The 24,453-nt window shown below is 71.9% G+C and carries 27 protein-coding genes; 4 read left to right on the top strand and 23 right to left on the bottom strand.

Going from position 1 to position 24,453, the window contains the following annotated elements:
• Window positions 1-3: 3 nt before the first annotated feature.
• Entirely contained in the window at window positions 4-669 is a 666-nt protein-coding gene (gene tsaB / locus ACFYNX_RS16700; RefSeq protein ID WP_365542533.1) for a tRNA (adenosine(37)-N6)-threonylcarbamoyltransferase complex dimerization subunit type 1 TsaB, read from the bottom strand.
• 95 nt (window positions 670-764) lie between these two features.
• Between tsaB and ACFYNX_RS16695 the strand changes: the two genes are divergently transcribed.
• On the top strand, window positions 765-1,331 hold the full coding sequence (locus ACFYNX_RS16695) for a hypothetical protein (RefSeq protein ID WP_388662087.1): 567 nt from the start codon (window positions 765-767) through the stop codon (window positions 1,329-1,331).
• Between the two features lie 22 nt (window positions 1,332-1,353).
• Here the strand turns inward: ACFYNX_RS16695 and ACFYNX_RS16690 are convergent, their stop codons facing one another.
• From ACFYNX_RS16690 to ACFYNX_RS16655, 8 genes are all read right to left on the bottom strand, one after another.
• On the bottom strand, window positions 1,354-1,497 hold the full coding sequence (locus ACFYNX_RS16690) for a hypothetical protein (protein WP_388662085.1): 144 nt from the start codon (window positions 1,495-1,497) through the stop codon (window positions 1,354-1,356).
• Between the two features lie 187 nt (window positions 1,498-1,684).
• Window positions 1,685-2,215, bottom strand: coding sequence for a tRNA (adenosine(37)-N6)-threonylcarbamoyltransferase complex ATPase subunit type 1 TsaE (gene tsaE, locus ACFYNX_RS16685; protein WP_185893643.1), 531 nt, complete (start codon window positions 2,213-2,215; stop codon window positions 1,685-1,687).
• 9 nt (window positions 2,216-2,224) lie between these two features.
• A complete protein-coding gene (locus tag ACFYNX_RS16680; RefSeq protein ID WP_388662083.1) occupies window positions 2,225-3,412 on the bottom strand; it encodes an alpha/beta fold hydrolase in 1,188 nt (395 codons plus the stop codon).
• Window positions 3,413-3,424: 12 nt separating this feature from the next.
• Entirely contained in the window at window positions 3,425-4,573 is a 1,149-nt protein-coding gene (gene alr, locus ACFYNX_RS16675; protein WP_388662081.1) for an alanine racemase, read from the bottom strand.
• Between the two features lie 106 nt (window positions 4,574-4,679).
• The gene (locus tag ACFYNX_RS16670; RefSeq protein WP_388662079.1) at window positions 4,680-6,128 is read right to left on the bottom strand and encodes an NAD(P)H-hydrate dehydratase; all 1,449 of its coding nucleotides are present in this window, start codon (window positions 6,126-6,128) and stop codon (window positions 4,680-4,682) included.
• A 246-nt stretch (window positions 6,129-6,374) separates the two neighbouring features.
• The gene (locus ACFYNX_RS16665) at window positions 6,375-6,743 is read right to left on the bottom strand and encodes a holo-ACP synthase (protein ID WP_125667155.1); all 369 of its coding nucleotides are present in this window, start codon (window positions 6,741-6,743) and stop codon (window positions 6,375-6,377) included.
• Window positions 6,744-6,816: 73 nt separating this feature from the next.
• Complete coding sequence (glmS, locus tag ACFYNX_RS16660; RefSeq protein ID WP_388662077.1) at window positions 6,817-8,664, bottom strand: glutamine--fructose-6-phosphate transaminase (isomerizing); 1,848 nt, start codon at window positions 8,662-8,664, stop codon at window positions 6,817-6,819.
• Window positions 8,665-8,744: 80 nt separating this feature from the next.
• Entirely contained in the window at window positions 8,745-9,512 is a 768-nt protein-coding gene (locus ACFYNX_RS16655) for a hypothetical protein (RefSeq protein ID WP_388662075.1), read from the bottom strand.
• Window positions 9,513-9,685: 173 nt separating this feature from the next.
• Between ACFYNX_RS16655 and coaA the strand changes: the two genes are divergently transcribed.
• Both coaA and ACFYNX_RS16645 read left to right on the top strand, forming a co-directional pair.
• Window positions 9,686-10,684, top strand: a complete 999-nt coding sequence (gene coaA, locus ACFYNX_RS16650; RefSeq protein WP_388662073.1) for a type I pantothenate kinase — start codon at window positions 9,686-9,688, stop codon at window positions 10,682-10,684.
• A 2-nt stretch (window positions 10,685-10,686) separates the two neighbouring features.
• Window positions 10,687-11,640: a DUF389 domain-containing protein gene (locus ACFYNX_RS16645; protein WP_125667152.1), complete on the top strand. Its 954-nt coding sequence runs from the start codon at window positions 10,687-10,689 to the stop codon at window positions 11,638-11,640.
• 107 nt (window positions 11,641-11,747) lie between these two features.
• On the opposite strand, the gene glmM is transcribed toward ACFYNX_RS16645, so the two are convergent.
• From glmM to ACFYNX_RS16625, 4 genes are all read right to left on the bottom strand, one after another.
• The gene (gene glmM, locus ACFYNX_RS16640) at window positions 11,748-13,106 is read right to left on the bottom strand and encodes a phosphoglucosamine mutase (protein WP_388662071.1); all 1,359 of its coding nucleotides are present in this window, start codon (window positions 13,104-13,106) and stop codon (window positions 11,748-11,750) included.
• A 114-nt stretch (window positions 13,107-13,220) separates the two neighbouring features.
• On the bottom strand, window positions 13,221-13,733 hold the full coding sequence (rpsI, locus tag ACFYNX_RS16635; protein WP_030687788.1) for a 30S ribosomal protein S9: 513 nt from the start codon (window positions 13,731-13,733) through the stop codon (window positions 13,221-13,223).
• A gap of 42 nt (window positions 13,734-13,775) precedes the next feature.
• The gene (rplM, locus tag ACFYNX_RS16630) at window positions 13,776-14,219 is read right to left on the bottom strand and encodes a 50S ribosomal protein L13 (RefSeq protein WP_125667150.1); all 444 of its coding nucleotides are present in this window, start codon (window positions 14,217-14,219) and stop codon (window positions 13,776-13,778) included.
• A gap of 231 nt (window positions 14,220-14,450) precedes the next feature.
• Window positions 14,451-16,073, bottom strand: a complete 1,623-nt coding sequence (locus ACFYNX_RS16625) for an ATP-binding cassette domain-containing protein (RefSeq protein WP_365542551.1) — start codon at window positions 16,071-16,073, stop codon at window positions 14,451-14,453.
• A 56-nt stretch (window positions 16,074-16,129) separates the two neighbouring features.
• Between ACFYNX_RS16625 and ACFYNX_RS16620 the strand changes: the two genes are divergently transcribed.
• Complete coding sequence (locus ACFYNX_RS16620; RefSeq protein ID WP_388662068.1) at window positions 16,130-17,107, top strand: hypothetical protein; 978 nt, start codon at window positions 16,130-16,132, stop codon at window positions 17,105-17,107.
• Here the strand turns inward: ACFYNX_RS16620 and truA are convergent.
• From truA to secY, 10 genes are all read right to left on the bottom strand, one after another.
• Window positions 17,078-17,935, bottom strand: a complete 858-nt coding sequence (truA, locus tag ACFYNX_RS16615) for a tRNA pseudouridine(38-40) synthase TruA (RefSeq protein WP_388662066.1) — start codon at window positions 17,933-17,935, stop codon at window positions 17,078-17,080. The two genes, ACFYNX_RS16620 and truA, sit on opposite strands and share 30 nt — an antisense overlap.
• Before the next feature lie 83 nt (window positions 17,936-18,018).
• A complete protein-coding gene (rplQ, locus tag ACFYNX_RS16610; protein WP_125657909.1) occupies window positions 18,019-18,507 on the bottom strand; it encodes a 50S ribosomal protein L17 in 489 nt (162 codons plus the stop codon).
• Between the two features lie 147 nt (window positions 18,508-18,654).
• The gene (locus tag ACFYNX_RS16605; protein ID WP_030209023.1) at window positions 18,655-19,677 is read right to left on the bottom strand and encodes a DNA-directed RNA polymerase subunit alpha; all 1,023 of its coding nucleotides are present in this window, start codon (window positions 19,675-19,677) and stop codon (window positions 18,655-18,657) included.
• A gap of 119 nt (window positions 19,678-19,796) precedes the next feature.
• Entirely contained in the window at window positions 19,797-20,201 is a 405-nt protein-coding gene (gene rpsK / locus ACFYNX_RS16600; RefSeq protein ID WP_003956432.1) for a 30S ribosomal protein S11, read from the bottom strand.
• A gap of 66 nt (window positions 20,202-20,267) precedes the next feature.
• Window positions 20,268-20,648, bottom strand: coding sequence for a 30S ribosomal protein S13 (gene rpsM / locus ACFYNX_RS16595; protein ID WP_030209021.1), 381 nt, complete (start codon window positions 20,646-20,648; stop codon window positions 20,268-20,270).
• A gap of 189 nt (window positions 20,649-20,837) precedes the next feature.
• Entirely contained in the window at window positions 20,838-20,951 is a 114-nt protein-coding gene (gene rpmJ, locus ACFYNX_RS16590; protein WP_003956441.1) for a 50S ribosomal protein L36, read from the bottom strand.
• 63 nt (window positions 20,952-21,014) lie between these two features.
• Window positions 21,015-21,236, bottom strand: a complete 222-nt coding sequence (gene infA / locus ACFYNX_RS16585) for a translation initiation factor IF-1 (protein ID WP_003956442.1) — start codon at window positions 21,234-21,236, stop codon at window positions 21,015-21,017.
• Window positions 21,237-21,445: 209 nt separating this feature from the next.
• Complete coding sequence (gene map, locus ACFYNX_RS16580; protein WP_365542560.1) at window positions 21,446-22,297, bottom strand: type I methionyl aminopeptidase; 852 nt, start codon at window positions 22,295-22,297, stop codon at window positions 21,446-21,448.
• Between the two features lie 99 nt (window positions 22,298-22,396).
• Complete coding sequence (locus ACFYNX_RS16575; protein WP_365542562.1) at window positions 22,397-23,044, bottom strand: adenylate kinase; 648 nt, start codon at window positions 23,042-23,044, stop codon at window positions 22,397-22,399.
• Complete coding sequence (secY, locus tag ACFYNX_RS16570; RefSeq protein WP_365542564.1) at window positions 23,044-24,363, bottom strand: preprotein translocase subunit SecY; 1,320 nt, start codon at window positions 24,361-24,363, stop codon at window positions 23,044-23,046. The genes ACFYNX_RS16575 and secY overlap by 1 nt, the downstream gene beginning before the upstream one ends.
• Window positions 24,364-24,453: the final 90 nt, after the last annotated feature.

Genomic DNA, 24,453 nt, shown 5'->3' with positions numbered 1-24,453 from the left:
CGGTCACTTGGGCGTGACCACCTTGTAGTTCTTGGGCACCTGGGCGTCGGGGCGGCGCAGGTACATCGGCAGCGGGTCGAGGAAGCCCCCGGCCCCGCCACCCCCGGCCGTCAGCTTCTCCGCCGCGAGGGCGGCGAGCGCGGCGGCCGACTGGTGCTCGGGATCACGGGCGTCGGGGAAGGCCTCGGGGTAGAGGCGGGCGCCCGCGCCGACGACCGGGAGCCCGGCGAGGGCTTCGGCGACGTCGGCGGGCCGGTCGACGGCCGCGTCGGTCACGCGGGTGCGGGAGTCGGCGTACCGCGCCCAGTACACCTCCTTGCGGCGCGCGTCCGTGGCGACGGCGAAGGGCTCGTCGATCCCGGAGGCGTACGCGAGGCCGTCGAGGGTGCACAGGCCGTGCACGGGCACGCCGAGCGCGGACGAGAAGGCCGCGGCCGTGACGAGGCCGACGCGCAGACCGGTGTACGGACCGGGGCCGACGCCGACGACCACGCCGGTGACCGCGTCGAGCTTCAGCCCGGCCTCGGCGAGGACCCGGTCGACGGCGGGCAGCAGCAGCTCCCCGTGGCGGCGGGCGTCGACCTGGCTCGACGAGGCGACGACGGCCTCGCCGTCGTGGAGGGCGACGGTGACGGCGGGGGTGGCGGTATCCATGGCGAGCAACAGCACGCGAACAGCCTACGGCTCCCGGGCACGCTGCCCCGACCCCCGGGGCGGCGGCTGCTACCGTCACCCTCGATACGTTCGTACGAGAGGTGGGCACGGTGGCACGGAGCAGCTCGGGATTCGTGGCCGGGCTCACGGCGGCGGCGGTCGCCGCGGTCTGTTTCCTCGCCTACCAGGCCTCGGCGAACGTTCCCGCCGACCTCTCGGCCAAGCCGGGGGCCACGGCCACGGCGACCCCCTCGACCTCCCCGAGCGGCGGCCCGGAGCAGCCGGTCCGCGACCCCCTCGCCGTCCCGGCGGACTCGGGCACCGGGGAGCGGGTCGTGTACGGCCTGGCCGACCGCCGGGTGTGGCTGGTGAACGGCGCCGGCAAGGCCACCCGCACGTTCGCGGTGATGCCGAGCACGGTGTCCCCGCCGCCCGGCGCGTACGCGGTGACCTCGCGGTCGGGCACGGTGCGCGGCTCGGACGGGATGCAGATCGAGCACGTGGTGCGGTTCGCGACGGCCCAGGACGTGGCGATCGGCTTCAGCGCGGCGGTGGACGGCTCGATGCCGGAGCCGGACCCGACGAGGAAGACCGGCGGCGTCCGCATGAAGCGGGCCGACGGGAACGCGCTGTGGTCGTTCGCGGTGATCGGCACGAAGGTCGTCGTCGTCTCCTGAGCCCGCGCGGCCCGGACAGGCCCTAGGCGGCCTCGTCCTCCACCCGCCCGTACCGGTCGTACGTGACGTCCCGCTCCCGCGCGTCGTCCTCGGCGTTCTCGGTCTGCGGCCCCGGCGGGGTGGAGAGCGTGCGGGCGGCCACGCAGGACGCCAGCAGCTCACTCATCGTGACGTGCTCCCGACCGGGTTCCGCGCGCTCCGGCGTCGCCATGCCTGCCTCCCGTAGGTTAGGTACACCTAACCAGCTCGTGCGTCCATGGGACCACGGCTCGTACGACCCACGCAACACTTTGCCGACACGTTGTCGGAACATACGTGGGGGCGGCGGGGCGGGAGGGGCGGGCGGGAGGGATTCAGAGCGCGCCCAGGTCCTCCCCCGCCCAGCGCTCCCCGACGCCGCGCAGCAGGACCGTGCGCCGGTCGTCGTCGGTGTCGCCGGTGACGCGGTGGATCAGGACGTGCAGCCGGTCGTCGGTCAGCTCCTCGACCTTGCCGTCGCCCCACTCGACGACCACGACGGACTCGGGCAGCGAGACGTCCAGGTCCAGGTCCTCCATCTCGTCGAGCCCGCCCCCGAGGCGGTACGCGTCGACGTGCACCAGGGCCGGGCCGCCCACCAGGGACGGGTGGACGCGGGCGATGACGAAGGTCGGGGAGGTGACGGCGCCGCGCACCCCGAGCCCCTCGCCGAGGCCGCGGGTGAGGGTGGTCTTCCCGGCGCCGAGCTCGCCGGTGAGCATGACGAGGTCGCCGGGGCGCAGGACCTTCGCGAGCCGGAGGCCCAGTTCCTGCATCCGCTCCGGGGAGCCGACGGAGAGGGTCGCCTCGGAGACGGGCGTGGCGTCGCCGGGCACGGGGGGTACGGACGGGTGCGCTGCTTCCATGCCGCCAATCTAGCTTTTGCCGGGGTCCGTCCTCGCCGCCGTCGGCTCCGGCACGGCCCCGGCCCGTACGAGCAGGTCGGCGAGGCGGTCGGTGACGGCCTCCGGGTGCTCCAGCATCACCAGGTGGCCCCCGTCCGGGACGATCACCAGCTCGGCCTCGGGGAGCAGGGTGGCGATGGCCTCGGTGTGGGAGGTGGGGGTGACGAGGTCGTGGTCCCCGGCGAGCGCGAGCACCGGCAGGTCGCGGAGGGCGGGCAGCGAGGCGGACTTGTCGTGCTCGGCGAAGGCCGGATAGAAGGCGGCGACCACGTCGATGGGGGTGGACTCGATCATCCGCTCGGCGAAGCGGGCGACGGCCGGGTCCACGTCCTTCGAGGCGAACGAGTACTTCTTGACGAGCCCGGCGAAGAGGTCGGCCGTCGCCCGGCGCCCGCGCTCGACCAGCTCCGCCTGCGCGCCGAGCGTCCGCAGGACCCCCGGCAGGATCCGCCGGACGGCGTTGACGCCGATGACGGGCAGGCCGTACGTGACCTCGTTCAGCTTTCCGGCGGAGGTGCCGACGAAGGCGACGCCGGCGACACGGTCGCGCATCAGCTCGGGGTACAGCTCGGCGAACGCCATCACCGTCATGCCGCCCATGGAGTGCCCGACCAGGACGAGGGGGCCCTCGGGGGCGGCGACGTCGACGACGGCCCGGAGGTCGCGGCCGAGCTGTTCGATGGAGACGGGGACGGCGTCGGGACCGGCCTGGGAGACGCCCCGGCCCGAACGCCCGTGGCTGCGCTGGTCCCAGTACACGGTCCGCACGAGACCGCGCAGGGCGGCGCGCTGGAAGTGCCAGGAGTCCTGGTTGAGGCAGTAGCCGTGGCTGAAGACGACGGTGACGGGGGCGGGGCGGCGGCTCCCGAAGAGCCGCCGGAGCCGGGCGCCCGAGGGATCCGGCTCGGCTTCGCCGACCTCGTCCACCTCGTAGTGGAGGACGGTCCCGTCGTCGGCGAGGGCGCGGCCGGGGGTGCCGCGCAGGCCGCCGTAGGGGCCGGTGGCGTCCAGGGCGAGCCGGGCCTTCTGGCGTACGGAACGGCCCACCGTGAGCCGCTCGACGGCGACTCCGGCGGCGGCCCCGGCCGCCAGGACGCCCAGCGCGGCGCCCGCGAACCCGGCGCGGCGCCAGGCGCCGCCGCTACTGGTCTCCCCCACGGGCGCTCCTCCTCATTCGCCCGGGTAGACGCGCGGGACGCGCGCGCCGATCCGGGTGACGATCTCGTACGCGATGGTGTCGGCGGCCACGGCCCAGTCCTCGGCGGTCGGTTCGCCCCGGTCGCCGGGGCCGAAGAGCACGGCCTCGGTGCCGGGTTCGGGCGTCTCCCCGCCGAGGTCGAGGACGAACTGGTCCATGGCGACGCGGCCGGCGATCGTGCGGACGGTGTCCCCGACGAGGACGGGGCCGCGGCCGGAGGCGTGCCGGGGGACTCCGTCGGCGTATCCGACGGGCACGAGCCCGAGGGTGGTCTCGCCGCCGGTGACGTAGTGGTGCCCGTAGCTGACGCCGTGTCCGGCGGGGACCTGCTTGACGAGCGCGACGCTCGCCTTGAGCGACATGACGGGCCGCAGGCCGAGTTCGGCGGCGGTGCCGAGTTCGGGGCTGGGCGAGATGCCGTAGACGGCGATGCCGGGCCGGACGAGGTCGAAGTGGGCCTCGGGGAGGGTGAGGGTGGCCGGCGAGTTGGCGATGTGCCGGACCTCGGGCTCGACCCCGGCCTTCTCGGCGTAGTCGAGCATCGAGCGGAAGACGTCGAGCTGGGCCGCGACGGAGGGGTGGTGGGGCTCGTCGGCGCAGGCGAAGTGCGACCAGAGGCCGGTGACCCGGAGGAGCCCCTCGGCCTCGGCCTTCAGCGCCTCCCCGACCAACTCGGGCCAGTCGGCGGGCTGGCAGCCGTTGCGGCCGAGCCCGGTGTCGGCCTTGAGCTGGACGCGCGCGCGCTTCCCGGTGGCGCGGGCGGCCGCGACGACCTCCCGCAGGGCCCACATGCCGCTCACCGACATGTCGAGCCCGGCCTCGATGCCCTCGTCCCAGGGGTCGCCGGGGGTCCAGAGCCAGCACATGAGGGGAACGTCGGTGATTCCGGCGGCCCGCAGCGCGAGCGCCTCGTGCGGGGTGGCCGTGCCGAGCCAGTCCGCCCCCGCCTCCAGGGCGGCCCGGGCACAGCGCAGGGCGCCGTGTCCGTACGCGTCGGCCTTGACCACGGCCATGATCCGGACGTGGGGGGCGACGCGGGCGCGCAGCGTGCGGACGTTCGCACGCAGCGCGCCGAGGTCGATCTCGGCGCGGGCTCTGCGGGGCGGCGGTGTCTCAGTCATCGCGCCCAGTCTCTCAGGTGCGGCCCCCGGCGCCGCTTTCCCGGGCTGTAGCGCCGATCACCCTTACGGGCGACCGCCCCGAGGGCCCTCCCCGTCCCGGGCCGTCCTACGACGGGTCCCGCACGTCCCTCCAGGCCCCTTGCAGGGCTCCCGCCACCTCCGTCGCCGTCACCGGGGCCGTCCCCGAGGAGGCGCGGCGGGCGGCGAGGCCGTGGAGGTAGGCGGCGCAGGAGGCCGCGTCGACGGGCGGGAGGCCCGCCGCGAGCAGCGAGCCCGCCAGGCCGGAGAGGACGTCGCCGCTCCCGGCGGTGGCGAGCCAGGAGGTCCCGGTCGGGTTCACCCGTACGGGGCCGGTGCCGCCGTGCACGAGCGTCGTGGAGCCCTTCAGGAGGACCGTCGCCCCGAAGCGGGCCGACAGTTCGCGGACGGCCGCGAGCCGGCCCGCCTCGACCTCCTCCCGCGGGGCGGAGAGCAGCGCCGCCGCCTCGCCCGCGTGCGGGGTGAGGACGGTGGGCGCGCTCCGGCCCCGTACGGCCGCCGGGTCCAACCCCCGCAGCCCGTCCGCGTCGACGAGGACGGGCACGTCGGAGGCGAGGACGTCCGCGACCGCCTCCCGCGCCCCGGGTTCCTCGCCGAGGCCCGGCCCGACGACCCAGGCCTGGACCCGTCCGGCCTTCTGCGGCGGCCCGGTGTGCACGAGGGTCTCGGGGTGCGCGGCGAGCACCGCGTCCCCGCCGGCCCCGACGTACCGCACGGCTCCCGCCCCGCCCCGCAGCGCCCCGGTCACGGCGAGGACGGCTGCGCCGGGGTAGCGGGCGGAGCCGGCGACGACGCCGACGACCCCGCGCCGGTACTTGTCGCTCTCGGCGCCCGGCACCGGCAGCAGCCTCGCCACGTCCTCGTGCTGGAGCGCCTCCAGGTCCGGCACCCCCGGCAGGACCGCGCCGAGCCCGATCTCCACGAGCCGCAGCACGCCCGCGTACGCGTGCGCCGGGTCGACGAGCAGTCCCGGCTTGTACGTGCCGAAGGTGACCGTCACGTCGGCCCGCAGCGCCTCCCCGGCGACCTCTCCGGTGTCGGCGTCGACGCCGCTGGGCAGGTCGACGGCGACGACGACGGCGTCGGAGCCGCGCGCGGCCCGGGCGACGGGCACGGCGTCGGGCCGCAGGCCGCCGCGCCCGCCGATGCCGGTGATCCCGTCGAGGACGAGGTCGGCCCCGGCGAGGGGTTCGAAGGGGTCGTCCGCGATGCGTCCGCCCGCCGCCCGGAACGCCGCGAGGCCGCCCTCGTGGGCGCGCGTGCCGAGCAGCACGGCGGTCACGCCCGCGCCGCGCCGGGCGAGCCGGGCCCCGGCGTACAGGGCGTCGCCGCCGTTGTCGCCGGTCCCGACGAGGAGGACGACCCGGGCCCCGTACACCCGTCCCTTCCCGAGCAACGAGCAGCAGGCGGCGGCGAGTCCGGCGGCGGCCCTGCCCATGAGGGCGCCCTCCGGGAGGCGGGCCATGAGGGCGGCCTCGGCGGCCCGGACGGTCTCCACGCGGTAAGCGGTACGCATGTCCAGCAGTCTGCCGCAGGCGGCGGAGGGCCGCCCGGAGGAGGCCCGTCCGGAGAGGGGCCGGCCGGAGACGGGTTGACATCGTCCGCCGTTCAACTTAGCTTAGGCTTACCTAAGTAAGTCGGAGGACGTCACACCACTCCGCACGCGCGCGGTACACGCATCCCGTCGCCGGCCCTGGCAGCCGCGCGCCACACGTCCCGGGGCCCGGCCGTTTCCGAACGGCCGGGCCCCGGGGCGTACCGCTCACCCCTCCGCGACCACCACCGCCGACGCCACCCCCGCGTCGTGGCTCAGCGACACGTGCCAGTGCCTCACGCCCAGCTCCGCCGCCCGGGCCTCCACCGTCCCCCGCACCCGCAGGCGCGGCCGCCCGGTCTCCTCGACGTACACCTCCGCGTCCGTCCACAGCAGTCCGGCCGGCGCGCCGAGCGCCTTCGCGACGGCCTCCTTCGCCGCGAACCGCACGGCGAGCGAGGCGACCCCGCGCCGCTCGCCGCTCGGGAGCAGCAGCTCGTCCTCGACGAAGAGCCGGTCGAGCAGCCCCGGCGTCCGCTCGATCGACGCGGCGAACCGGTCGATCTCCGCCACGTCGATCCCCACCCCGATGATCATGTCCCGCTCACTCCCCTGTCCCGCTCACTTCACGACCCCGTCACTTCACGGCCCCGCCACTCCACGACCCCCGTCACTCCACGGTCACGGACTTGGCCAGGTTGCGCGGCTGGTCGACCTCGTTGCCCCGCGCGGTGGCGAGCTCGCAGGCGAAGACCTGGAGCGGCACCGTGGAGACCAGCGGCTGGAGCAGCGTAGGCGTGGCGGGGATCCGGACGAGGTGGTCGGCGTACGGGACGACCGTCTCGTCCCCCTCCTCCGCGATCACGATCGTGCGGGCGCCGCGCGCCCTGATCTCCTGGATGTTGGAGACGATCTTGTCGTGGAGGACCGAGCGCCCCTCGGGCGAGGGCACCACGACCACGACCGGCAGGTCCTCCTCGATCAGGGCGATCGGCCCGTGCTTCAGCTCGCCCGCCGCGAAGCCCTCGGCGTGCATGTACGCCAGCTCCTTGAGCTTCAGGGCGCCCTCCAGGGCCACCGGGTGGCCGACGTGCCGGCCGAGGAAGAGGACGGTGTCCTTGTGGGCGAGGGAGCGGGCGAGCTCGCGCACCGGCTCCATCGTCTCCAGGACGCGCTCGACCTCCTCGCCGATGCGGGCGAGCTCGCGCACCACGGCGAGGACCTCGTCGCCCCACTGGGTGCCGCGCACCCGGCCGAGGTGGAGCGCGAGCAGGTAGCAGGCGACGAGCTGGGTCAGGAAGGCCTTGGTGGAGGCGACGGCGACCTCGGGGCCCGCGTGCGTGTAGAGCACGGCGTCGGACTCGCGCGGGATGGTGGAGCCGTTGGTGTTGCAGACGGCGAGGACCTTCGCGCCCTGCTCGCGCGCGTGCCGCAGCGCCATCAGCGTGTCCATGGTCTCGCCGGACTGGGAGATCGCGATCACCAGGGTGCGCGGGCCGAGGATCGGGTCCCGGTAGCGGAACTCGCTGGCCAGCTCGACCTCGCAGGGGACGCGGGCCCAGTGCTCGATGGCGTACTTGGCGATGAGACCGGCGTGGAAGGCGGTGCCGCACGCGACGACGACGACCTTGTCGGCCTCGCGGAGCACGGTGTCCGGGATGCGCACCTCGTCGAGGGTGAGCCGTCCGGAGGCGTCGATCCGGCCGAGGAGGGTGTCGGCGACGGCCTTGGGCTGCTCGGCGATCTCCTTGAGCATGAAGTGGTCGTAGCCGCCCTTCTCGGCGGCGGAGGCGTCCCAGTCGACGTGGTAGGCCCGCACGTCGGCGGGCACCCCGTCGAAGCCGGTGACGGTGACGCCGTCCCGGGTCAGCTCGACGACCTGGTCCTGGCCCAGCTCGATCGCGGAGCGGGTGTGGGCGATGAAGGCGGAGACGTCGGAGGCGAGGAAGTGCTCGCCCTCGCCGACGCCGACGACGAGCGGGGAGTTGCGGCGGGCGCCGACGACGACGTCCGGCTGGTCGGCGTGCACGGCGACCAGGGTGAACGCCCCGTCGAGCCGCCGGCACACCAGGCGCATGGACTCGGCCAGGTCCCCGGTGGAGGAGAACTCCTCGGCGAGCAGGTGCGCGACGACCTCGGTGTCCGTCTCGGAGGCCAGGGCGTGGCCGCGCTCCGCCAGCTCCCCGCGCAGGGCGGCGAAGTTCTCGATGATGCCGTTGTGGACGACGGCGACCCGCCCGGCGTTGTCCAGGTGCGGGTGCGCGTTGGCGTCGGTCGGGCCGCCGTGGGTGGCCCAGCGGGTGTGCCCGATCCCCACGGAGCCGCCGGGCAGCGGCCGTTCGGCCAGCTCCTTGTCCAGGTTGACGAGCTTGCCCGCCCGCTTGGCCGCGGCGAGTCCCCCGTCGGAGAGCACCGCGACACCGGCCGAGTCGTAGCCCCGGTATTCGAGCCGCTTGAGGCCCGCGACCACCACATCAAGCGCCGACTGACCGCCGACGTATCCCACGATTCCGCACATGTCGGAAGACTACGGCGGAATCCGCCCCACCGGACGGAGCCGACACGGCGTCCGTCCGGTGGGGGCGGGGCCCGCCGGGATCAGCCCAGCTTCTTGGCCTGCGCGTCGATGACGGCCTTCGGGAACTCCTTGACCCCGCCGGGGACGAAGCTGACGGTCGAGAAGGACGCGAGCGTGTTGCCCTGGCGGAAGACGACGAGCTTGCTGACGAACGCCTCGCCCTCCAGGTCGCTGGTGAGGGTGAAGGCGGCCGCCTCCTCACCGGCGGTGAAGCTCTCCGTGACGACCTTCCGGACCTTGGTCTTCTCCGCCTTGTGGGTCACCGTGAAGCCACCGGCGCACTCGGCACCGGCCTTCTTCACCGAGGCGAGGGCCTCCTGGGCGCCCTGCCCCTCGTACGCGCCGAGGGTCACCGCGCTCATCTGGGAGCCGAGCGCCCCGAGCAGCGCGTCCTCCGGCGCGGCCGTGGCGTCCTTCTTCGGCACCTCGATCACCTGGCGCTCGGCCGTCGCGGCGGGCGAGCCGGGCGAGATGAAGGACATCGCGTGGGCGATCGGGGCGCAGGACGCCTTGTCGGTGGTGACCTCGGCGGCCGGCACGACGTCCCCGGCACCGGCCTTCTGGACCTGGTGGCCCTTGAGGTCGGCCTTCTCGACGATCGCCTTCTCCAGCTCGGCGTCGGAGAGCGTCCTGGCGGCCGGAGCGGCGGAGGCGCTGGTGGCGGAGGCGCTCGGCGCCGCGGAGCCCTTGCCGGAGTCACCGGCCTCGCCGCTGCTGCAGGCGGTGCCGAGCAGGGCGAGCGAGACGGCGGTGGTGGCGAAGGCGACGGTGCGGATGGACGTACGCATGCGTGGTGACTCTCTGCTTCTCTTCGTGCCGCCGGACGGCGGCTCCCCCCGCGTGAGACTTCAGATGCACGCGGCAGGGACATGATCGCCCAGGGCCGCGAGCGGGACCAACCCCTTTGCCGCGTGACCGACCCCACCACCCACGGCCGGCCCCGACCCCCGACAATGGCGGTGTGATCACTTCGCCGCCACGAAGCACGGGCGGGGTCGGCTCCACGGGCCGCCGCCCCTCCGAGCCGACCCCGTACGTCGACCTCACCCGGGCCGAGTGGAGCGCCCTGCGCGACAAGACGCCGCTGCCCCTCACCGCCGAGGAGGTCGAGCGGCTCCGCGGCTTCGGGGACGTCATCGACCTCGACGAGGTGCGGGACGTCTACCTGCCGCTGTCCCGTCTGCTCAACCTGTACGTGCAGGCCACCAGCGGTCTGCGCGGCGCCCTGAACACCTTCCTCGGCGAGAGCGCCGAGCAGCGCGGCACCCCCTTCGTCATAGGGGTCGCCGGCTCGGTCGCCGTCGGCAAGTCCACCGTCTCCCGCCTCCTCCAGGCACTCCTGGCCCGCTGGCCGGAGCACCCGCGCGTGGAGCTGGTGACCACGGACGCCTTCCTCTACCCGATGGAGGAGCTGAGGGCGCGCGGCCTGATGTCCCGCAAGGGCTTCCCCGAGTCGTACGACCGCCGGGCCCTGACCCGGTTCGTCGCGGACGTCAAGGCGGGCAAGGACGAGGTCACGGCCCCGGTCTACTCCCACCTGATCTACGACCGGGTGCCCGGCGAGCGGCTCGTGGTGCGCCGCCCGGACATCCTGATCGTGGAGGGCCTGAACGTCCTCCAGCCGGCCCTGCCCGGCAAGGACGGCCGGACCCGCGTCGGCCTCGCCGACTACTTCGACTTCTCGGTGTACGTGGACGCGCGCCCGGAGGACATCGAGCGCTGGTACCTGAACCGCTTCCGCAAGCTGCGCGACACCGCGTTCCAGGACCCCTCCTCGTACTTCCGCCGCTACACCCAGGTCTCCGAGGAGGAGGCCTTCGACTACGCCCGCACCATGTGGCGGACCATCAACAAGGTGAACCTGCTGGAGAACGTGGCGCCCACGCGCGGCCGGGCGACCCTCGTCGTCCGCAAGGGACCCGACCACAAGGTGCAGAAGCTGAGCCTCCGTAAGCTCTGAGGATGCTGCATCTGCGGATGATCGTGCCGCCCGACCGCACCCGGGCCGCCGTCGACCTGATCGAGTCGACCGTCGGGACCGCCCATCTGGTGGTCCTGCCCGGCGCGGCCCGCGACCCGGCCGGGGACCTGGTGCTGTGCGACGTGGCCCGCGAGGCGGGCGACGAGCTCCTCGGCGAGCTGCGCGGCATCGGCGTCGACCGGGACGGTTCGATCGCCGTCCAGGACATCGCCCTGTCGCTGTCCGAGCGGGCCGACGCGGCCGAGCGGGAGGCCCCGGGCGAGGCCGCCGACGCGGTGCTCTGGGAACAGCTCACGGAGGCGACGCACGAGGAGTCGACGCTCTCGGTCACGTACTGCGCGTTCATGGTCCTGGCCACGGCGATCGCGGCCTGCGGCGTCGTCCTGGACAACGCGATCCTCATCGTCGGCGCCATGGCCGTCGGCCCGGAGTTCGGCCCGCTCGCCGGGATCTGTACGGCGGTGGTGCGGCGCGCCCCGAGGCTGGCCGCGCGCTCGCTGATCGCGCTGCTCGTCGGCTTCGCGGCGGCGATCGCGATGACGACGCTGTTCAGCCTGGCGATGGACGCGCTCGACCTGTTCAGCCGGGCCCAGTTGGACGCGGAGCGGCCCAACACCCGCTTCATCTGGCAGCCCGACCCGTTCTCCTTCGTCGTGGCGCTGCTCGCGGGCGCGGCGGGCACCCTCTCCCTGACCTCCGCGAAGTCGGGGGCCCTGGTGGGCGTGGCGATCTCGGTGACGACGGTCCCGGCGGGCGCGAACGCGGCGGTGGCGCTCGCCTACGGCGACCTGGGCCAGATGTGGGGATCGGTCGAGCAGTTGGCGCTCAACCTCTTCGGCATCGTCCTCGCCGGGACGGCGACGCTGTACGCGCAGCGGGCCCTGTGGGACACCCAGCGCGGCCGCTGGCGCCGCCGGGCGGGAAAGAACCGCTGAGGAGTCCTTGCGGGAGGTCCCGTACGGGAGACGGGGTACGCGGAGGGCCCCGCCGCGCCGGTGTCCGGTGCGGCGGGGCCCTCCCGCACGACGGTGCCTCGGGAAGGCTAGCCGAGCGCGGACTTCACGACGTCCGCGAGGCGCTGCGCGACCGACCGGGCCTGCTCGATGTCGGCGGCCTCGACCATGACGCGGACCAGCGGCTCGGTGCCCGAGGAGCGGAGCAGCACCCGGCCGGTGGTGCCGAGCTCGCGCTCGGCCTCGGCGACGGCGGTGGCCAGCTCGGCGGAGGTGGTGACGCGCGACTTGTCGACGTCCTTCACGTTGATCAGGACCTGCGGCAGCCGCTCCATCACCCCGGCGAGGTCCGCGAGGGACTTGCCGGTGGCGGCGACCCGGGCGGCCAGCATGAGGCCGGTGAGGGTGCCGTCGCCGGTGGTGGCGTGGTCGAGCACGATGACGTGGCCCGACTGCTCGCCGCCGAGCGCGTAGCCGTGCTCCTTCATGGACTCCAGGACGTAGCGGTCGCCGACCGCCGTCTGGACGAGGTTCAGGCCCTCGCGCTCCATGGCGAGCTTGAAGCCCAGGTTGGACATGACGGTCGCGACGACCGTGTCGCCACGCAGGGTGCCGGCCTCGCGCATGGCGAGGGCGAGCACGGCGAGGATCTGGTCGCCGTCGACCTCGTCGCCCGCCGCGTCCACGGCCAGGCAGCGGTCGGCGTCGCCGTCGTGCGCGATGCCCAGGTCGGCGCCGTGCTCGACCACGGCGGCCCGCAGCAGGCCGAGGTGGGTGGAGCCGCAGCCGTCGTTGATGTTGAGTCCGTCGGGCCGGGCGCCGATGGTGACCACCTCGGCGCCGGCCCGGGCGAAGGCCTCGGGCGAGACGCGGGAGGCGGCGCCGTGGGCCTCGTCGAGGACGACCTTCAGGCCGTCGAGCCGGTTGGGGAGGACCGCGACGAGGTGGGCGACGTACGTGTCGAAGCCCTCGTCGTAGTCGCGGACGCGGCCGACGCCGGCCCCGGTCGGGCGGTCCCAGGGGGCGCCGGTGCGGTGCTCCTCGTACACGGCTTCGATCCTGTCCTCCAGTTCGTCGGCCAGCTTGTGGCCGCCGCGCGCGAAGAACTTGACGCCGTTGTCGGGCATGGCGTTGTGGCTCGCGGAGAGCATCACGCCGAGGTCGGCGCCGAGGACGCCGGTGAGGTGGGCCACGGCCGGGGTCGGCAGGACGCCGACGCGCAGCACGTCGACGCCGGCGCTGGCGAGGCCGGCCACGACGGCGGCCTCCAGGAACTCTCCGGACGCGCGCGGGTCACGCCCGACCACCGCGGTCGGCCGGTGCCCCTCGAAGGTGCCCGCCTCGGCGAGCACGTGCGCCGCCGCGACGGACAGACCGAGCGCCAGCTCCGCCGTCAGGTCCGCGTTGGCGACGCCGCGTACGCCGTCCGTGCCGAAGAGTCGTCCCACAGCTTTCCTCCGAAAATGCGTGCCCAGGGTTATGGAAGAGCGTATGAAAAAACGTACGCCCCGACGGCACGGGCAGTGCCGCCGGGGCGTACGAGATGCAGACCGAGCAGGCGATTAACGCTTGCTGTACTGCGGAGCCTTGCGGGCCTTCTTGAGACCGGCCTTCTTGCGCTCGACCGCACGGTCGTCGCGGGAGAGGAAGCCGGCCTTCTTCAGCGCCGGGCGGTTGTTCTCGACGTCCGCCTCGTTCAGCGCACGGGCCACGCCGAGGCGCAGGGCGCCGGCCTGACCGGAGACGCCGCCACCCGCGATGCGGGCGATGACGTCGTAGCGGTTGTCGAGCTCGAGCACCTTGAAGGGCTCGTTGACTTCCTGCTGGTGCACCTTGTTGGGGAAGTAGTCCTCAAGGGTGCGACCGTTGATCTTCCACTTGCCGGTGCCCGGAACGATCCGGACGCGGGCGATGGCGTTCTTGCGACGGCCCAGGCCGGCGGCCGGCTGCGGGTCGCCGAAGCGGGACGCGAGGGACTCGGAGGTGTAGTCACCCTCGACGTTCTCGGTCTCGGTGGTGTACTCCTCGACGCCCTCGAACTCGTCGACGGGGGTCTCGGGGGTGGTCTCGGCCACGATGCTCCTCAGATTTCTTTCGTTCTTAGGGGGTGGCCGGAACTACTGCGCGACCTGGGTGATCTCGAACGGGACCGGCTGCTGAGCAGCGTGCGGGTGGTTCTCGCCCGCGTAGACCTTCAGCTTCGAGAGCATCTGACGGCCCAGGGAGTTCTTGGGGATCATGCCCTTGATGGCCTTCTCGACGGCCTTCTCGGGGTTCTTGGCCAGCAGCTCGTCGTAGCGGACGGAGCGCAGACCGCCCGGGAAGCCGGAGTGGCGGTACGCCAGCTTCTGGGTCTTCTTGTTGCCGGACAGGTGGACCTTGTCGGCGTTGATGATGATGACGAAGTCGCCCATGTCCATGTGGGGGGCGTACACCGGCTTGTGCTTGCCTCGCAGGAGGTTCGCGGCCGTGGTCGCCAGACGACCCAGGACGATGTCCTGCGCGTCGATGATGTGCCACTGGCGAGTGACATCGCCGGGCTTGGGGCTGTACGTACGCACTTCGTAGCCTTCGCTTCTTCAGTGGATGGAGTCCAGACACACCTGAAGCGATCATGCAGCTGGGGCCTGCACTGCCGGGTCGTCGCCCGTATGCGAGCCACTGGTAACTGCTCCAGGGAACCTGCGCAGGGGCCCTCGCGCGAGAACGACGAAGCCCATACGCATAACAAACGGCAACAGTACCCGCGCCACCCCGGACGGGTCAAAACGCCTCCCGCCCGGGGGCGGGCCCTACCGCGCCCGCTCCACCCGCCGCTCGTCCCACACCGGCTCCGGCGTCTCCCGCACGACCCCGTCCGAGCCGAAGACCAGGTAGCGGTCGAAGCTCTTCGCGAACCAGCGGTCGTGCGTGACGGCCAGCACGGTCCCGTCGTACGACTCCAGACCGTCCTGGAGGGCCTCGGCCGACTCCAGGTCCAGGTTGTCCGTCGGCTCGTCGAGCAGCAGCGCGGTCGTGCCCGCCAGCTCCAGGAGCAGGATCTGGAACCGGGCCTGCTGGCCGCCCGAGAGCTTGTCGAAGGCCTGGTCGCCCTGGCGCTCCAGCTCGTACCGGCGCAGCACGGACATCGCCGCGCCCCGGTCCTTGGCGTGCTCGGTCCACAGGACGTCGACGAGCGGGCGCCCGGCGAGCTCCGGGTGGGCGTGGGTCTGCGCGAAGTGGCCGGGCACGACCCGGGCGCCCAGCTTCCACGTCCCCGTGTGCGCGACCGACCCGTCCCCGGCGAGCAGCCGCAGGAAGTGCGACTTGCCGGAGCCGTTCGAGCCCAGGACCGCGACCCGCTCCCCGTAGAAGACCTCCAGCGAGAACGGCTTCATCAGACCGGTCAGTTCGAGGTTCTCGCAGGTCACGGCCCTGACCCCGGTCCGCCCTCCGCGCAGCCGCATCCGGATGTCCTGCTCGCGCGGCGGCTCCGGCGGCGGCCCGGCCTCCTCGAACTTCCGCAGCCGGGTCTGCGCCGCCGCGTACCGCGAGGCCATCTCGTGGCTGACCGAGGCCGCCTGCCGCAGGTTCACCACGAGCTTCTTCAACTGGGCGTGCTTCTCCTCCCAGCGCCGCTTCAGCTCCTCGAAGCGGGCGAACCGCTCGCGCCGCGCCTCGTGGAAGGTGGCGAAGCCGCCGCCGTGCACCCACACGTCCGAACCGGCCGGGCCGGGCTCGACGGCGACGATCTTCTGCGCGGCCCGGGAGAGCAGCTCCCGGTCGTGGGAGATGAAGAGCACGGTCTTGCGGGTCTCCCGCAGCCGCTCCTCCAGCCACCGCTTGCCGGGCACGTCGAGGTAGTTGTCCGGCTCGTCGAGGAGCAGCACCTCGTCGGGGCCGCGCAGCAGCGCTTCGAGCACCAGCCGCTTCTGCTCGCCGCCGGAGAGCGTCCGGGCCTCGCGGAACTGCGCCTTCTCGTACGGGACGCCGAGCGCGGCCGTGGTGCAGATGTCCCAGAGGGTCTCGGCCTCGTACCCCTGCACCTCGGCCCAGTCGGAGAGCGCCTGCGCGTACGCCATCTGCGCGGCCTCGTCGTCGACGGTCATGATCAGGTGCTCGGCCGCGTCGACCGCCTTCGCGGCCTCCCGGATCCGGGGCTGCGCGACCGAGACGAGCAGGTCGCGGACGGTCGACCCGTCCCGTACGGAGCCGACGAACTGCGGCATCACGCCGAGGCCGCCGCTGACGGTGACGGAGCCGCCGTGCGGCTTGAGCTCCCCGGAGACCATCCGGAGGAGCGTGGTCTTGCCGGCGCCGTTGGCCCCGACGAGGGCGACGACGGCCCCCTCCCCCACCCGGAAGGAGGCGTCCGCGAGCAGGACCCTCCCGTCGGGGAGGTAGTACTCAAGATGTGCGGCCTCGACGTGTCCCATGAGGTGCATTGTCGCCGCCCGCACCGGCCCCGCCCAACCGGTTTAGGATGCGCGGCATGAGCTTTGGGGGACCGCAGTGGCCGCAGGAGCCGCAGCAGCAGGGGCAGCAGGGGTACGGCGGGCAGCCCGGGTACGGACGGCGGGAGTACGGGCAGCAGGGGTACGGGCAGGGGCCGGGACACGGCCCGCAGCCCGGCGGTGACCCCTTCCCCGGCGCCCGGGACGGCGGCAGCGGCGGCCCCACCCCCGACTGGAGCGCCCTGGCCGACGCCTCGGCCTCCCGCGACCGCCGCAGGCGCCGGCTGATGATCGGCGGCGGGGTCCTGGCCACCCTGGTCGTCGGCGCGATCGTCGCCACCGCCGTGGTGGCCACCGGCGAGAAGGACGACACCGCGAAGAACGGCGGGGCCCCCACCGCGTCGGCCTCCCCCACCGAGGCCCCCGCCCCCGAGCCGACCTTCTCCTCGGTGGCGCCGCCGCCCCCGCCGAACCCGAAGGACTACATCTCGGACCCGAGGAAGGACAAGGCCCCGCTGACCGCCGAGGGCCTCTTCCCGGGCAGGAAGCTGACCATGAACGGCCGCCCGTACGAGAAGGGCGCGACCTCCGCCACGACGAACTGCGCGGCCGTCACCCAGGGCGGCCTCGGCACCGTCCTGAAGGACAACGGCTGCCAGAAGGTTCTCCGGGCCACCTACGTCAGGGACGGCGTGGCGATCACCGTCGGCGTCGCCGTCTTCCCCTCCGAGGCCTCGGCCCTCAAGGCGAAGGACCAGGCCACCGGCGGCATCGCGCCCCTGGTCGGCGCGGGCGTGGGCGACTTCTGCCACGCCACGGTCTGCCTGCGCCGGTCGAACTCGGCCGGCCGGTACGCGTACTTCACCCAGGCCGGCTTCGCCAACGGCAAGAAGGTCACCAAGGCCGACCAGGCCGTCTTCCGGGCCAGCGACGACCTGGGCACCTTCGCCTTCAACCAGATCTACGCCCGCGGCAGGTCCCAGGCCTCAGCAGCAGCCGGCGCTCCCGGGCAGTGACCGCTTGTTGCGCGCCTCCCGGTTGCGGGCGGCGAGCAGCTCGTCGGCCGGGTAGCCGACCTCTTCGAGGGTGAGGCCGTGCGGCCGCACGACGTGCACGGCCGAGTCCCGGACGCCGGCCGCGAGCACCTTGCCCGGCCAGTCCACCGGCCGGTGCCCGTCGCCGACGAAGAGCAGCGCGCCGACGAGCGAGCGGACCATGTTGTGGCAGAAGGCGTCCGCCTTCACGGTCGCTTCGAGGACGCCGTCGGGCCGCCGCTCCCAGCGCAGCTCCTGGAGGGTGCGGATGGTGGTGGCGCCCTCGCGCCACTTGCAGTACGCGGCGAAGTCGTGCTCGCCGACGAGCGCGGCGGCGGCCTCGTTCATGGCGTCCGCCTCGAGGGCCCAGTCGTACCGGAGCACGTGTCCGCGCAGCAGCGGGTCGACCCCGCCGGGGTTGTCGGTGACGCGATAGGCGTAGCGGCGCCAGATCGCCGAGAAACGGGCGTTGAAGCCGCTGGGGGCCTCGGTCAGGGACCAGATCCGCACGTCGTGCGCGAGGCGCCCGGCGAGCCGCCGCAGCAGCTTGTCGCGGTGCTCCTCCCACAGCTCCACGGGCAGGTCGACGTGGGCGACCTGCCCGCGCGCGTGCACCCCGGCGTCGGTCCGGCCGGCGACGGTCAGCTCGTACGTCTCCTCGGACCGGGTCACGATCCGCAGGGCGTCCTCGACGTCCCCCTGGACGGTCCGCTGCCCGCGGGCCTGCTTGGCCCAGCCGGAGAAGTCCCTGCCGTCGTACGAAAGGTCCAGCCGGACCCGTACGAAACCGTCCTGCACGTCGTCGCTCACGCGGAAGATCCTCTCAGACACACGGGAACGGGCCCGCACCCACGAGGGGTACGGGCCCGCACACGGAACAGCGGGAAGAACGCTTACGCGTCCTTCGCCTCCTCGGCCGGAGCCTCGTCGGCCTTGGTCTCCTCGGCCTTGGGGGCCTCGTCGGCCTCCTTGACGGCGCGCTTGGTGGCGGCCTCGGCCTCGGCGACGGTCGCCTTCTTGGCGATCTCGCCCTCGACCAGCTCGATCACGGCCATCGGGGCGTTGTCGCCACGACGGTTGCCGATCTTGGTGATGCGGGTGTAGCCACCCGGGCGCTCCGAGTAACGCGGGGCGATCTCGGTGAAGAGGGTGTGGACGATGCCCTTGTCGGTGATCGTCTGCAGCACCAGGCGACGGTTGTGGATGTCGCCCTTCTTCGCCTTGGTGATCAGGCGCTCGGCGACCGGACGCAGGCGACGGGCCTTGGCCTCGGTCGTGGTGATGCGGCCGTGCTCGAACAGCGACTTCGCCAGGTTGGCGAGGAGCAGCTTCTCGTGCGCGGCGGAACCGCCGAGGCGGGCACCCTTCGCGGGACGCGGCATGGTGTTTCTCCTTGTGATCTGCACCGGCCGTATGAGGTACCGATGTCAGTGTCCGAGCGGGCGGTCACCCGTCGGAGACCCCGCGCCCCCAGGGGCGCGGGGAACTGCGCGACCAGCCGAAGCCGGTCCGCAGCAGAATCGCGACCGTCAGTACTGCTCGGTCTCGACGAACCCGGCGTCCGCGTCGTCGTCCGCGCCGAAGGCGTCCGCGGCAGCGGTCGGGTCGAACCCGGGGGGCGAGTCCTTCAGAGCGAGGCCCATACCGGCCAGCTTCGCCTTGACCTCGTCGATCGACTTCGCACCGAAGTTGCGGATGTCGAGCAGGTCGGCCTCGGAACGCGCCACGAGCTCACCCACGGAGTGGATGCCCTCGCGCTTGAGGCAGTTGTACGAGCGGACCGTGAGCTCCAGCTCCTCGATCGGCAGCGCCAGATCGGCGGCCAGGGCGGCGTCCGTCGGGGACGGGCCCATGTCGATGCCCTCGGCGTCGATGTTGAGCTCGCGCGCCAGACCGAACAGCTCGACCAGGGTCTTGCCGGCGGACGCCATGGCGTCGCGCGGGCGCATGGCCTGCTTGGTCTCGACGTCGACGATCAGCTTGTCGAAGTCGGTGCGCTGCTCGACACGGGTCGCCTCGACCTTGTACGTGACCTTGAGCACCGGCGAGTAGATGGAGTCGACCGGGATGCGGCCGATCTCCTGGCCCGCCTGCTTGTTCTGCACGGCGGAGACGTAGCCGCGACCGCGCTCGACGGTCAGCTCCATCTCCAGCTTGCCCTTGGCGTTCAGGGTCGCCAGGACGAGGTCGGGGTTGTGCACCTCGACACCGGCCGGGGGCGCGATGTCGGCGGCGGTGACCAGACCCGGGCCCTGCTTGCGCAGGTACATCACGACCGGCTCGTCGTGCTCCGAGGAGACGACGAGCTGCTTGATGTTCAGGATGAGGTCGGTGACGTCCTCCTTGACGCCCGGCACGGTGGTGAACTCGTGCAGGACGCCGTCGATGCGGATGCTCGTGACGGCGGCACCCGGGATCGAGGAGAGGAGGGTACGGCGGAGGGAGTTGCCGAGGGTGTAGCCGAAGCCCGGCTCCAGCGGCTCGATCACGAACCGGGAGCGGAACTCGTCGACGACCTCTTCGGTCAGCGACGGACGCTGAGCGATAAGCATGTTGTGTCCTTCAGTCGTGGACGCCCACTATTTGACGTCCGACTTGTCCTGCAAGGGTACGGGCGGCACGGCCCCGAAGAGCCGTACCGCCCGAAGTCCTGAATCAAGCAGGCCGTGCGTCAGACGCGGCGGCGCTTGGGGGGACGGCAGCCGTTGTGCGGCGTGGGGGTGACGTCCTGGATCGAGCCGACCTCGAGGCCGGTGGCCTGGAGGGAGCGGATCGCGGTCTCACGGCCGGAGCCGGGACCCTTGACGAAGACGTCGACCTTGCGCATGCCGTGCTCCTGCGCGCGGCGGGCGGCCGACTCGGCGGCCATCTGCGCGGCGAAGGGGGTGGACTTGCGCGAGCCCTTGAAGCCGACGTGGCCGGCGGAGGCCCAGGAGATCACGTTGCCCGAGGGGTCCGTGATCGAGACGATCGTGTTGTTGAACGTGCTCTTGATGTGCGCGTGGCCGTGAGCGACGTTCTTCTTTTCCTTGCGGCGCACCTTCTTGGCAGCGCCCTGACGACCCTTGGGGGGCATCTATAACTCCTACGGGAGGTGGTCGGTCCTACAGCGAAGACCGCTTGGTCAAGCGTCCGCTGAGGACTACTTCTTGCCCGGCTTCTTCTTGCCGGCGATGGCGCGACGCGGGCCCTTGCGGGTACGGGCGTTCGTGCTGGTGCGCTGACCGCGGACGGGCAGGCCACGACGGTGGCGGAGGCCCTGGTAGCAGCCGATCTCGACCTTGCGGCGGATGTCGGCGGCGATCTCACGGCGGAGGTCACCCTCGGTACGGAGGTTGGCGTCCACGTACTCGCGGATCTTGACGAGGTCTTCCTCGGCGAGGTCGCGGACACGGGTGGACGGGTTCACGCCGGTCGCGGCGAGAATCTCCTCGGACCGGGTGCGCCCGATACCGAAGACGTAGGTGAGTGCGACCACCACACGCTTTTCGCGCGGGATGTCAACACCGGAAACGCGTGCCATTCAATGGCTCCTGTGTTCTCGGGGGTCTGCTGCAGAACCGTTCCCGGCTGCCGTATGAGGTACAGGTCGGGTCCCCGGCCCCCGCCGGAGGTGCCGTCAACCGCGGGACACGGTCGGACGGGCTCTGCGTATGTACGTGTTGCTATGCGTCGCGCGAAGAACTGCGAGATGCAGGTCGGTCGGCGTGCGTCAGCCCTGGCGCTGCTTGTGGCGCAGGTTGTCGCAGATGACCATGACCCGGCCGTGACGGCGGATCACCTTGCACTTGTCGCAGATCTTCTTGACGCTCGGCTTGACCTTCATGGGATGTGAGGTTCTCCGGGTCAGTGCCACCACCCGCGCGCGGAGGCGGGGTGCGGGCAAGATCTACTTGTAGCGGTAGACGATCCGGCCACGCGTCAGGTCGTACGGAGAGAGCTCCACGACGACCCGGTCGTCCGGGAGGATCCGGATGTAGTGCATCCGCATCTTGCCGGAGATGTGCGCGAGGACCTTGTGACCGTTCTGGAGTTCCACCTTGAACATGGCGTTCGGGAGGGACTCGATCACGGTGCCCTCGATCTCGATGGCACCTTGCTTCTTGGCCACGCTTCGCCTTTCGAATCGGCTACCTTGATCGACTTTCGCCGCCGTGTGCGGACACACGGATACACGAGAGCCGACGCATCAGTCTACGTCAGGCGCAAGCAAAAGACGAATCGGGAAGTCTGCCCACCCGAAATGATCCTTACGCAAGCCACCACACCGTAGAAAATGCGTACCTACGCCAACGGATCCGGCGCCGCCGTGATTCCCCGCTACGCCAGCGGGTCCGGCGCCGCCGTGATGCCCAGCTCCGCCAGCTTCGCCCTGCCCCCGTCGACCGCCGTCAGGACCAGCGGCCCCTCCTCCGTCACCGCCACGCTGTGCTCCCAGTGGGAGGACCAGGTGCCGTCCGTCGTGATGACGGTCCAGTCGTCCTCCAGGACCTCCGTGCGGGGGGTGCCGAGGGAGACCATGGGCTCGATGGCCAGGCAGAAGCCGGGGACCAGCTTGGGGCCCTTGCCGCGCTTGCGGGAGACGTAGTTCAGCAGGTGCGGGTCCATGTGCATCTCGGTGCCGATGCCGTGGCCGCCGTAGTCCTCGATGATCCCGTACCGGCCCAGGCTGTGGTCGCCGACCGCCGGGCGCGGCTGCCGCTTGATGTAGGTCTCGATCGCCTTCGAGACGTCGACCAGGCGGTTGCCGGTCTTCATGGCCGCGATGCCGGCCCACATCGACTCCTCGGTCACCCGGGAGAGCTCGATCAGCTCCGGGGCGTGGCCGGTGCCCACGAAGGCCGTGTAGGCCGCGTCGCCGTGCCAGCCGTCCACGATCGCGCCGCAGTCGACCGAGATGACGTCGCCGTCCTTGAGGACGGTCTTGTCGTCGGGGATGCCGTGGACGACGACCTCGTTCACCGAGGTGCAGATCGTCGCGGGGAACCCGCCGTACCCGAGGAAGTTCGACTTCGCCCCGTGGTCGGCGATGACCTTCCGCGCGACCTCGTCCAGGTCCCGGGTGGTGGCGCCCGGCACGGCCGCCTCGCGGGTCGCCGCGTGGATGGCGGCGACGACCAGCCCCGCCTCGCGCATCTTCGCGATCTGCTCGGGGGTCTTGATCTGCACCATCGTGGCCGGGGCCTTTCCGTGGGGGTAAAAGGGGGACGGAACAACGATACGGCCGCGGCGCCCCCGAGGGGCACCGCGGCCGTGTCGAACGAACCGGGGTTACTTCTTGAGCGCGTCCATCGCCTTGGCGGTGACCTCGTCCACCTTGCCGAGGGCCGAGATCGTCACGACCAGGTTCTGCGCCCGGTAGTAGTCGATGATCGGCTCGGTCTGCGTGTGGTAGACCTCCAGGCGCCGGCGGACGGTCTCCTCGGAGTCGTCGTCGCGCTGGTAGAGCTCGCCGCCGCAGACGTCGCAGACGCCCTCGGTCTCCGGCGCGTTGTACGTCACGTGGAAGACGTGCGCACTGTCCTTGCGGCAGATGCGGCGGCCCGCGATCCGCTTCACGACCTCGTCCTCGGGGACCTCCAGGTCCAGGACCGCGTCGAGCTCCATGCCCTCGGCCTTCAGGACGGCGTCCAGCGCCTCGGCCTGAGCGACGTTCCGGGGGAACCCGTCGAGCAGGAAGCCGTTGACGGCGTCCGGCTGCTCCATGCGGTCCTTGGCCATCCCGATGGTCACCTCGTCGGGCACCAGGTCACCGGCGTCCATGAACGCCTTGGCCTTGAGGCCCAGCTCCGTGCCCTGGGAGATGTTGGCGCGGAACAGATCACCCGTGGAGATGTGCGGGATGTCCAGGTTCTTGGCAAGGAACGCGGCCTGCGTGCCCTTGCCCGCACCGGGCGGTCCGACGAGGACGATTCGCATCAGCGGAGGAACCCTTCGTAATTGCGCTGCTGGAGCTGGCTCTCGATCTGCTTCACGGTCTCCAGCCCCACACCCACGATGATCAGGATGCTCGTCCCGCCGAAGGGGAAGTTGGCATTGGCGCCGCCGAAGCCTGCCAACGCCATCGTCGGCACGAGAGCGATCAGACCCAAGTACAGCGAGCCCGGCCAAGTGATCCTGTTGAGCACGTAGCTCAGGTACTCGGCAGTAGGTCGACCGGCCCGGATACCCGGGATGAAGCCACCATACTTCTTCATGTTGTCGGCGACTTCCTCGGGGTTGAACGAGATCGCCACGTAGAAGAAGGCGAAGAACACGATCAGGAGGAAGTACGCGGCGATGTAGTACGGGTGGTCACCCTTGACGAAGTGGGCTTCGATCCAGGTCTTCCAGCCGGCGGTGGAGTTCGAGAACTGCGCCACGAGCGCCGGGATGTAGAGCAGCGACGACGCGAAGATGACGGGAATCACACCCGCCTGGTTCACCTTGAGCGGGATGTACGTGGACGTACCGCCGTAGGAGCGCCGGCCGATCATGCGCTTCGCGTACTGGACCGGGATGCGCCGCTGGGCCTGCTCGACGAAGACCACCAGGGCCACCATCACGAAGCCGACGAGGATGACGACGCCGAACTCGATCCAGCCCTGGGCGAGCTTGCCGCTCTCCTTGATGGCCCACAGGGCGCCCGGGAAGCCGGCGGCGATCGAGATGAACATCAGGATCGACATGCCGTTGCCGATGCCGCGGTCGGTGATCAGCTCGCCGAGCCACATGACGACGGCCGTACCGGCGGTCATCGTGAGGACCATGGTGGCGATGGTGAAGATCGACTGGTCGGGCACGACCTGGTCGGCGACGATGCAGCCGCTGAAGAGCGCGCCGCTCTTGGCGGTGGCGACGAGGCCGGTGCCCTGGAGGATGGCGAGGGCGATCGTCAGGTACCGGGTGTACTGCGTGATCTTGGCGGTGCCGGACTGTCCCTCCTTCTTGAGGGCCTCCAGACGCGGGATCACGACGGTCAGCAACTGCAGGATGATGCTCGCCGTGATGTACGGCATGATGCCGAGCGCGAAGATGGTGATCTGCAGCAGCGCCCCGCCACTGAACATGTTGACCAGGCCGAACAGGCTGTTGTTGCCCTCGCTGGCCTGCTTGACACACTGCTGGACGGCCTCGTAGCTGACACCGGGGACCGGGACGTGCGCCCCGAGCCGGTACAGCACGATGATGCCGAGCGTGAAGAGCAGCTTCTTGCGCAGGTCGGGCGTCTTGAACGCCCGGGCGAACGCGGTGAGCACGGTGCCTCCTGCGACCCCCGCGCTATGCGTCAAGGGTGACGGTCTTGAGGTTCGACGAATAGATGATTCAGCCACCGGCTCCGTGCGGGC

Origin of the sequence: Streptomyces sp. NPDC007872, from assembly GCF_042868165.1 — a bacterium.
Lineage (GTDB): Bacteria > Actinomycetota > Actinomycetes > Streptomycetales > Streptomycetaceae > Streptomyces.
This window is presented reverse-complemented; position numbering and strand designations above follow the sequence as displayed.

Excerpts from the sequence above, each read along its gene's own strand:
- ACFYNX_RS16690 (WP_388662085.1), bottom strand. The coding sequence starts at position 1,497 with ATGAGTGAGCTGCTGGCGTCCTGCGTGGCCGCCCGCACGCTCTCCACC.
- tsaE (WP_185893643.1), bottom strand. The coding sequence starts at position 2,215 with ATGGAAGCAGCGCACCCGTCCGTACCCCCCGTGCCCGGCGACGCCACG.
- alr (WP_388662081.1), bottom strand. The coding sequence starts at position 4,573 with ATGACTGAGACACCGCCGCCCCGCAGAGCCCGCGCCGAGATCGACCTC.
- ACFYNX_RS16670 (WP_388662079.1), bottom strand. The coding sequence starts at position 6,128 with ATGCGTACCGCTTACCGCGTGGAGACCGTCCGGGCCGCCGAGGCCGCC.
- ACFYNX_RS16665 (WP_125667155.1), bottom strand. The coding sequence starts at position 6,743 with ATGATCATCGGGGTGGGGATCGACGTGGCGGAGATCGACCGGTTCGCC.
- glmS (WP_388662077.1), bottom strand. The coding sequence starts at position 8,664 with ATGTGCGGAATCGTGGGATACGTCGGCGGTCAGTCGGCGCTTGATGTG.
- ACFYNX_RS16655 (WP_388662075.1), bottom strand. The coding sequence starts at position 9,512 with ATGCGTACGTCCATCCGCACCGTCGCCTTCGCCACCACCGCCGTCTCG.
- ACFYNX_RS16645 (WP_125667152.1), top strand. The coding sequence starts at position 10,687 with ATGCTGCATCTGCGGATGATCGTGCCGCCCGACCGCACCCGGGCCGCC.
- ACFYNX_RS16625 (WP_365542551.1), bottom strand. The coding sequence starts at position 16,073 with ATGGGACACGTCGAGGCCGCACATCTTGAGTACTACCTCCCCGACGGG.
- ACFYNX_RS16620 (WP_388662068.1), top strand. The coding sequence starts at position 16,130 with ATGAGCTTTGGGGGACCGCAGTGGCCGCAGGAGCCGCAGCAGCAGGGG.
- rplQ (WP_125657909.1), bottom strand. The coding sequence starts at position 18,507 with ATGCCGCGTCCCGCGAAGGGTGCCCGCCTCGGCGGTTCCGCCGCGCAC.
- ACFYNX_RS16605 (WP_030209023.1), bottom strand. The coding sequence starts at position 19,677 with ATGCTTATCGCTCAGCGTCCGTCGCTGACCGAAGAGGTCGTCGACGAG.
- rpsK (WP_003956432.1), bottom strand. The coding sequence starts at position 20,201 with ATGCCCCCCAAGGGTCGTCAGGGCGCTGCCAAGAAGGTGCGCCGCAAG.
- rpsM (WP_030209021.1), bottom strand. The coding sequence starts at position 20,648 with ATGGCACGCGTTTCCGGTGTTGACATCCCGCGCGAAAAGCGTGTGGTG.
- rpmJ (WP_003956441.1), bottom strand. The coding sequence starts at position 20,951 with ATGAAGGTCAAGCCGAGCGTCAAGAAGATCTGCGACAAGTGCAAGGTG.
- map (WP_365542560.1), bottom strand. The coding sequence starts at position 22,297 with ATGGTGCAGATCAAGACCCCCGAGCAGATCGCGAAGATGCGCGAGGCG.
- ACFYNX_RS16575 (WP_365542562.1), bottom strand. The coding sequence starts at position 23,044 with ATGCGAATCGTCCTCGTCGGACCGCCCGGTGCGGGCAAGGGCACGCAG.